General features: G+C 44.0%; 8 protein-coding genes and 1 pseudogene. 2 read left to right on the top strand and 7 right to left on the bottom strand.

Going from position 1 to position 5,475, the window contains the following annotated elements; genetic code table 11:
• A pseudogene (locus tag ODU45_RS09750) lies at positions 1-740 on the top strand (tyrosine-type recombinase/integrase); the annotation flags it as partial.
• Between the two features lie 56 nt (positions 741-796).
• Here the strand turns inward: ODU45_RS09750 and rpsI are convergent.
• The 7 genes from rpsI to rlmB all read right to left on the bottom strand — a co-directional run bounded on the left by rpsI (position 797) and on the right by rlmB (position 4,777).
• Positions 797-1,189, bottom strand: coding sequence for a 30S ribosomal protein S9 (gene rpsI, locus ODU45_RS09755; protein WP_398581223.1), 393 nt, complete (start codon positions 1,187-1,189; stop codon positions 797-799).
• Positions 1,190-1,208: 19 nt separating this feature from the next.
• Positions 1,209-1,655, bottom strand: coding sequence for a 50S ribosomal protein L13 (rplM, locus tag ODU45_RS09760; RefSeq protein WP_024381069.1), 447 nt, complete (start codon positions 1,653-1,655; stop codon positions 1,209-1,211).
• A gap of 214 nt (positions 1,656-1,869) precedes the next feature.
• Positions 1,870-2,154 (bottom strand): hypothetical protein, encoded by a 285-nt coding sequence (locus ODU45_RS09765; RefSeq protein WP_105095933.1) that lies wholly within the window; start codon positions 2,152-2,154, stop codon positions 1,870-1,872.
• 45 nt (positions 2,155-2,199) lie between these two features.
• Entirely contained in the window at positions 2,200-2,367 is a 168-nt protein-coding gene (locus tag ODU45_RS09770; protein ID WP_153600770.1) for a hypothetical protein, read from the bottom strand.
• A gap of 299 nt (positions 2,368-2,666) precedes the next feature.
• Positions 2,667-3,530, bottom strand: coding sequence for a DegV family protein (locus tag ODU45_RS09775; protein WP_398581224.1), 864 nt, complete (start codon positions 3,528-3,530; stop codon positions 2,667-2,669).
• The gene (locus ODU45_RS09780; RefSeq protein WP_105136473.1) at positions 3,527-4,048 is read right to left on the bottom strand and encodes an NYN domain-containing protein; all 522 of its coding nucleotides are present in this window, start codon (positions 4,046-4,048) and stop codon (positions 3,527-3,529) included. Before ODU45_RS09780 ends, ODU45_RS09775 begins: the two co-directional genes overlap by 4 nt.
• Entirely contained in the window at positions 4,049-4,777 is a 729-nt protein-coding gene (gene rlmB / locus ODU45_RS09785) for a 23S rRNA (guanosine(2251)-2'-O)-methyltransferase RlmB (protein WP_172027122.1), read from the bottom strand.
• Between the two features lie 129 nt (positions 4,778-4,906).
• Between rlmB and ODU45_RS09790 the strand changes: the two genes are divergently transcribed.
• Entirely contained in the window at positions 4,907-5,296 is a 390-nt protein-coding gene (locus ODU45_RS09790) for a DUF1761 domain-containing protein (protein ID WP_398581225.1), read from the top strand.
• The last annotated feature ends 179 nt before the right edge of the window (positions 5,297-5,475 follow it).

Below are 5,475 nucleotides of genomic sequence, written 5' to 3' on the forward strand. Positions count from 1 at the left end.
CTTGACGATCTCGTCATGCAAAAGAAATCGACCAATATGCTGAAACCCACTCTAAAAAAACAGTAAAAGAACTTGTTCTTAAAATCCGTGGTTCATTGAAATATGCGTATGCTCGTGGTTTGATTAGCAATGACTTTGGTCATCTTTTAAAAGCAAAAGGGCAAGAACAAGCTAAACGAAATATTCCACTATCTATCACAGAATTTAAAAAACTCAGACAATACTGCCTAAGTCATACAGAGGATGAATTTAATGTTCTTGTTGTTCTCGCCCTTGAGACAGGAGCAAGACATGGAGAACTTTTAGGAATTAAAAAAGAAGATATTTTTGAATATGGTATCAAAATTCTTCGATCAATTAGTCCAACTAATGACGATACCCAGCTTAAAACCAAACATTCTAAGCGTGATATTTCCATCAACGAAGATGTTTATCAAGCTGTGACAAAACTTGCACAAACAAAAGAAGGCTATATCTTTGATTGGAATGGATTCAAGCAAGCTGGTCAACTTCAAAAGCTGTTAAAACAGTTGGGATTAACAAAAACGACATTTCATGGACTTCGTGACACGCATGCCTCATTTCTCTTTTCAAAAGATATTAGCCTAGACTATATTTCTCGTCGTCTAGGTCATAACTCAATCTTAACAACACAACAGTATTATCTAGAATTGATGCCAGAAAAAAAGCACCAGCAAGATGCCGATGCTTTAAGTCTCTTAAACGACTTATCACTATAATTAACACCAACTGACACCAAAAAGGTGCCACAATCGTTGGTATAATAAGGTTTTGATTAACGTTTTGAGAACTGGCTAGCTTTACGTGCTTTCTTAAGACCCGGTTTCTTACGTTCAACCATACGAGCGTCACGTGTAAGAAGACCTGCGCGTTTCAATGAATCGCGGAAATCTGGGTCAACTTGAAGCAATGCACGCGCGATACCGTGACGGATCGCACCTGATTGGCCACCGTAACCACCACCGTTCACGTTGACGAAAACATCGTATGAACCTTGGGTTGAAGTAATTGCGAATGGCTGGTTGATAACCAAACGAAGGTCAGCGTGTGGGATGTACTCTTCTACATCTTTTTTGTTTACTGTGATTTTACCAGTACCTGGGACCAAACGTACGCGTGCAACCGCGTTTTTGCGACGACCAGTACCTGTGTATTGTGCTTGTGCCATTTAGATTACGTCCTTTCCCTTAGATAAGACCTGAAATATCAAGTACTTCTGGTTGTTGTGCAGCGTGAGTGTGCTCGCCACCTACAAACACTTTCAGTTTCATGCCTTGTGCACGACCAAGAGTGTTGTGTGGAAGCATACCCTTAACTGATTTTTCAATCAAACGAACAGCGTTCTTAGAACGAAGTTCACCTGCAGTGATAGATTTCAAACCACCTGGGTGCAATGAGTGAGTGTAGTATACTTTATCAGTTGCTTTTTTACCAGTCAATTTCACTTTCTCAGCGTTGATAACGATAACGAAGTCACCAGTATCAGTGTGAGGTGTGAAAGTTGGTTTGTTTTTACCGCGAAGAACGCTAGCAACTACTGCTGAAAGGCGTCCAAGAGGTACATCAGTAGCGTCTACTACATACCATTTACGTTCAACTTGGCCTGGTTTAGCCATAAATGTTGTTTTGTTCATGATTTCTCCTATACGAATCGTTTTTGTTTACTGGGCGGATGTTCCGGTCCGCGGGTATTTGGAAGGTTCCGGGGCCTTTCAAATGGGGTAAACAATACCGTCTACCATTTTATCAAATCTACTAGTCTCCGTCAAGCTATTTTACTTTACTTTTTTTATTTTTTGAAAGATAGCAGAGCTGCTGAGAATGAAAGCCTTATCAGGTTTACTTTTCCTACTGACCTAGCTGTCCAGGTAAGACCAGCTTCTCTTTATAAGGGAAGGTCTTATCAAATTCTTCCAAGACCAATTCATCCACCGTGTAACCCGGCGGATCTGTAAACCACCAGTCCCGGCCTTCCAGAACTTCTGGTCGGAACAACTTGACCAAGAAATAATCAGCTTCTGGGTCCGCCTGATAACGAACGCCGACCTCCTTCCCCTTGACAAAACCAAATCGACTGTAGTAATCAGGAGAGCCTGTAATGGCCACCAAGACTGCTCCGCTATTTTCCGCCAAAGCCAGCGAATACTCCAAAAGTGCCTGACCGTAACCGCGGCCTTGCTAGTCTGGCGAGATGCTAAAGGGACCAAAGGTCAGACTGGGCAGGCGAGCGCCGTCCGCTGTAATCTCCGACACCACATAGAGGATATGCCCCACCAGCTGACCGTCGGCTTCCGCCACAAGATTGAGGTCTTTTATGACCTGTTTTTGCTTTCGTAATTGATGCACAATCAGATGCTCAGTAGCACTCAGATAATAGTCCTTCAGTTTACTTTTAGTACAAGGCAACGAGTTGCAGACAGTACTGGAGTACGGCAAAACGAGTTAACGATGTAATAAAAGATAAACTGACGGACGAAAGACATTCCAAAAAGCCTCCCGTGTTGGCTCTTCAACCGCCCGATGATCCTTTTCTTCTTCTCTTCTGATGATTAGTGACATCTTATCTCCTTTTGATTGTCCTATTCTACAATAGTTCGCTGTCACACAAAAAGGAATACATCTTTGCAAGAAATATCCCTTAGAATCTAGGCTCTCATTTCTGTCCCAATTGATAAAATAGCTAGGACTCCTGTCCCTGTATGAGTGGCAATAACTGGTCCTAATTCTGTCAATAGAACATCAGAAACACGGTCGTCTTCCAATAAACTAGATTTGACGCCCTCTGCTGCTTCAACATCGCCTGTATAGGCTACCATAACTGTAGAATGATCCAAGTTGTCCAAGGTCAGGTTCAACATTTCTTTGATTCCTTTTTTACGACCACGGATTTTAGCAATAGGCACAAGTTTCCCTTCTACATCTAGTGAAAGCAGAGGTTTGATATTCACTAAGCCACCAATAAGGCCTGCTGTTTTCGATAAGCGACCACCACGCACCAGGTGGTTAAGGTCATCGACCAAGAGGTAGGTCCGTAAGCGCGGTACCAAATCTTCTACGATTGCCTTAGTTTCCGCCAAAGTCTTACCCTCAGCACGCGCCTCAACGGCCTTCATGACCAAGTAACCTTCTCCAATGGTCGCTGCCTTTGTATCAACGATGGTGATGACTGCTTCTGGATATTGATCCATAACCATATCTCGTGCAATGACTGCACTCTGGTAGGTCCCTGAAAGAGCTGCTGAGAAAGCGAGATAAAGCACCTCTTGACCTTCCTTGGCTGCCGCTTCAAAAACTTCTTCAAACTGACCAACATTGACCTGACTGGTCGTAGGTTGACTGCCAGAAGCCATTTTCTCCAGCAAATCTGCTGAGGTCAAGCGGTTTTCCCCAACGGTTTCATAGGTTACGCCGTCTAGGTTAATGGTCAAACCAAGAACGGTCACATCGTTTTCTTGGACCCAGCTGATTGGCAAATCCGATGTCGAATCGGTTACGATTGTAAATGTCACTCTTTCATTTCCTCCATCATTTCTTTTAAGGCTTGAAAATTCCCATCTGACCAGGGATTGAGCCGTGGGGTGTAGAGTTCTACCTGGTCCACAAACTTGTCCAAGTCCTTTTTGATGACCCTGGTTCTTTCCTCCAACTCACGCGCCGAAACCCGTAAGGCCCCTTGTGAAAAGACCACCCATTGTTCGTTGAGGTCGCTGGTTGCGACGGAAACCTGCTTGCGACGGTCACTATTGAGCTGGGCACTGAGTCGTTCGATGTAGCTATCTGCCGTCTCTTCCTCCTCTGTAAAAATGACCGATACCTTGTATTCGTCATACTGCTGACGAAGACCTGGTACATGGTGGGCATCAAAGACACAAATTACCTCGATTTGCTCAAAGGCTGCGTAGTGAGACAAGGTTCGAAGCAAGGTCGTTCTGGCCGCATCCAAGTCTCCCTTTTTAAAATCTTGCTTGGTGGCCTGCCAAAAGGCAATCATGTTGTAGCCATCTACAATGAGAACTTTTTCTTTCATTTAGATTTTCTTCCGAAATACTTCATACATCAGCACAGCTGCTGCTACGCTGGCGTTGAGAGATTGGACATGACCCTTCATAGGAATGGTAATCATCTCATCCACCTGCTTTTTGATATTACTGGAAATCCCTTTACCTTCGTTACCAATAATGAGGGCTAGTTTGCCAGCCGTATTCCACTTGTGGCTTGGGGTTCCGTTCATATCGGTACCAAATACCCAGAAACCTGCCTCCTTAAGCTTATCAAGGGTTTGGCTGAGATTGGTCACTCGGGCGATTGGGACATGGGCCACCGCACCTGTAGATGTCTTAGCCACAACAGGCGTCACGCCAACTGCTCGGTGCTTGGGAATGATGATGCCTGCTACCTGAGTGGCATCTGCGGTCCGTAAAATCGAGCCCAAGTTGTGGGGGTCTGTCAGACCGTCCAAGATGAGAATGAGAGGATTGTCTTCCTGCTCTGCTTTTTCCAGAATGTCTGAAAGGTCTGCATAGGCAAACTCAGAGACCCGTAGGACAAAGCCTTGGTGGACGGCACCTTCTGTCATGTCGGATAGGGTCTTCTTCGGCGTCCAAGAAATCGACACCTTCTTCTCTGCCGCCAGGGCCTTGATTTTTTCTACATTTTTTCCGCGCAAATCATCCTGAATGTAGAGTTTGTTGCCGGTGTTGGCCTCCAAACTCTCCACTACAGCATGTACGCCATATACAATATCATTATGTTCCATGGTTTTATTATAGCATAGGTTGACTGAAAATAGGCACTCACTATGTTCCAGCTGAAAAACTTGACCGCCTATACAATCTATGTTATCCTTAGATCTATCAATTTGTCCGTACAAGTAAAAGGAGAACGTATGACACTTATTTTTGGAATTGTGGCAGGGCTGATTGCCTTTGCTATTGGTGGTTTGTGGTATGGTTTGATTTTCCGTGATGCTTGGATCGAAGCCTCTGGCATTGATATGGCCAAGGTAGAAGCTGACCGTCAAGCTGGGAAAAATGGTCAGAAGGAAATGATGATTTCCTTGGCGATTGAAGTGCTGACTGCTGTTGTGGCGATTTTCTTCATCAAGACCCTTGATGTTTCACCACTCCACGCAGCTGGTGGCATGGGCGTGATTGCGGCGCTTGCTTCATTGAAGAACTACATCTTTGAGCAACGCCCTATCAACCTTATCCTCATCAACGAAACCTACAAACTGGTCTGCTATTTGGTGGTCGGAATCATTGCTTTGTTTGCATAAAACCAGAGGCTGGGCAAAAACTAGCTTCTCACATATAAAAAACGAGCAATTCCAATTAGGAGTTGCTCGTTTTCCATTTCATGCTTTATAATTATAATAACGACAAAACAACTAGAAAGGCATGAAAATGTATAAACAGTATAACACAAATCAGTTAAGTTTGGAATTAAATATTGCTT

This window comes from Streptococcus sp. 2022WUSS135 (assembly GCF_044427045.1).
Classification (GTDB): Bacteria; Bacillota; Bacilli; order Lactobacillales; family Streptococcaceae; genus Streptococcus; species Streptococcus hashimotonensis.

What these genes read in the sequence shown, in the direction of transcription:
- rlmB (WP_172027122.1), bottom strand. Translation starts at nt 4,777, where the DNA reads ATGGAACATAATGATATTGTATATGGCGTACATGCTGTAGTGGAGAGT.
- rplM (WP_024381069.1), bottom strand. Translation starts at nt 1,655, where the DNA reads ATGAACAAAACAACATTTATGGCTAAACCAGGCCAAGTTGAACGTAAA.
- ODU45_RS09790 (WP_398581225.1), top strand. Translation starts at nt 4,907, where the DNA reads ATGACACTTATTTTTGGAATTGTGGCAGGGCTGATTGCCTTTGCTATT.
- rpsI (WP_398581223.1), bottom strand. Translation starts at nt 1,189, where the DNA reads ATGGCACAAGCACAATACACAGGTACTGGTCGTCGCAAAAACGCGGTT.
- ODU45_RS09780 (WP_105136473.1), bottom strand. Translation starts at nt 4,048, where the DNA reads ATGAAAGAAAAAGTTCTCATTGTAGATGGCTACAACATGATTGCCTTT.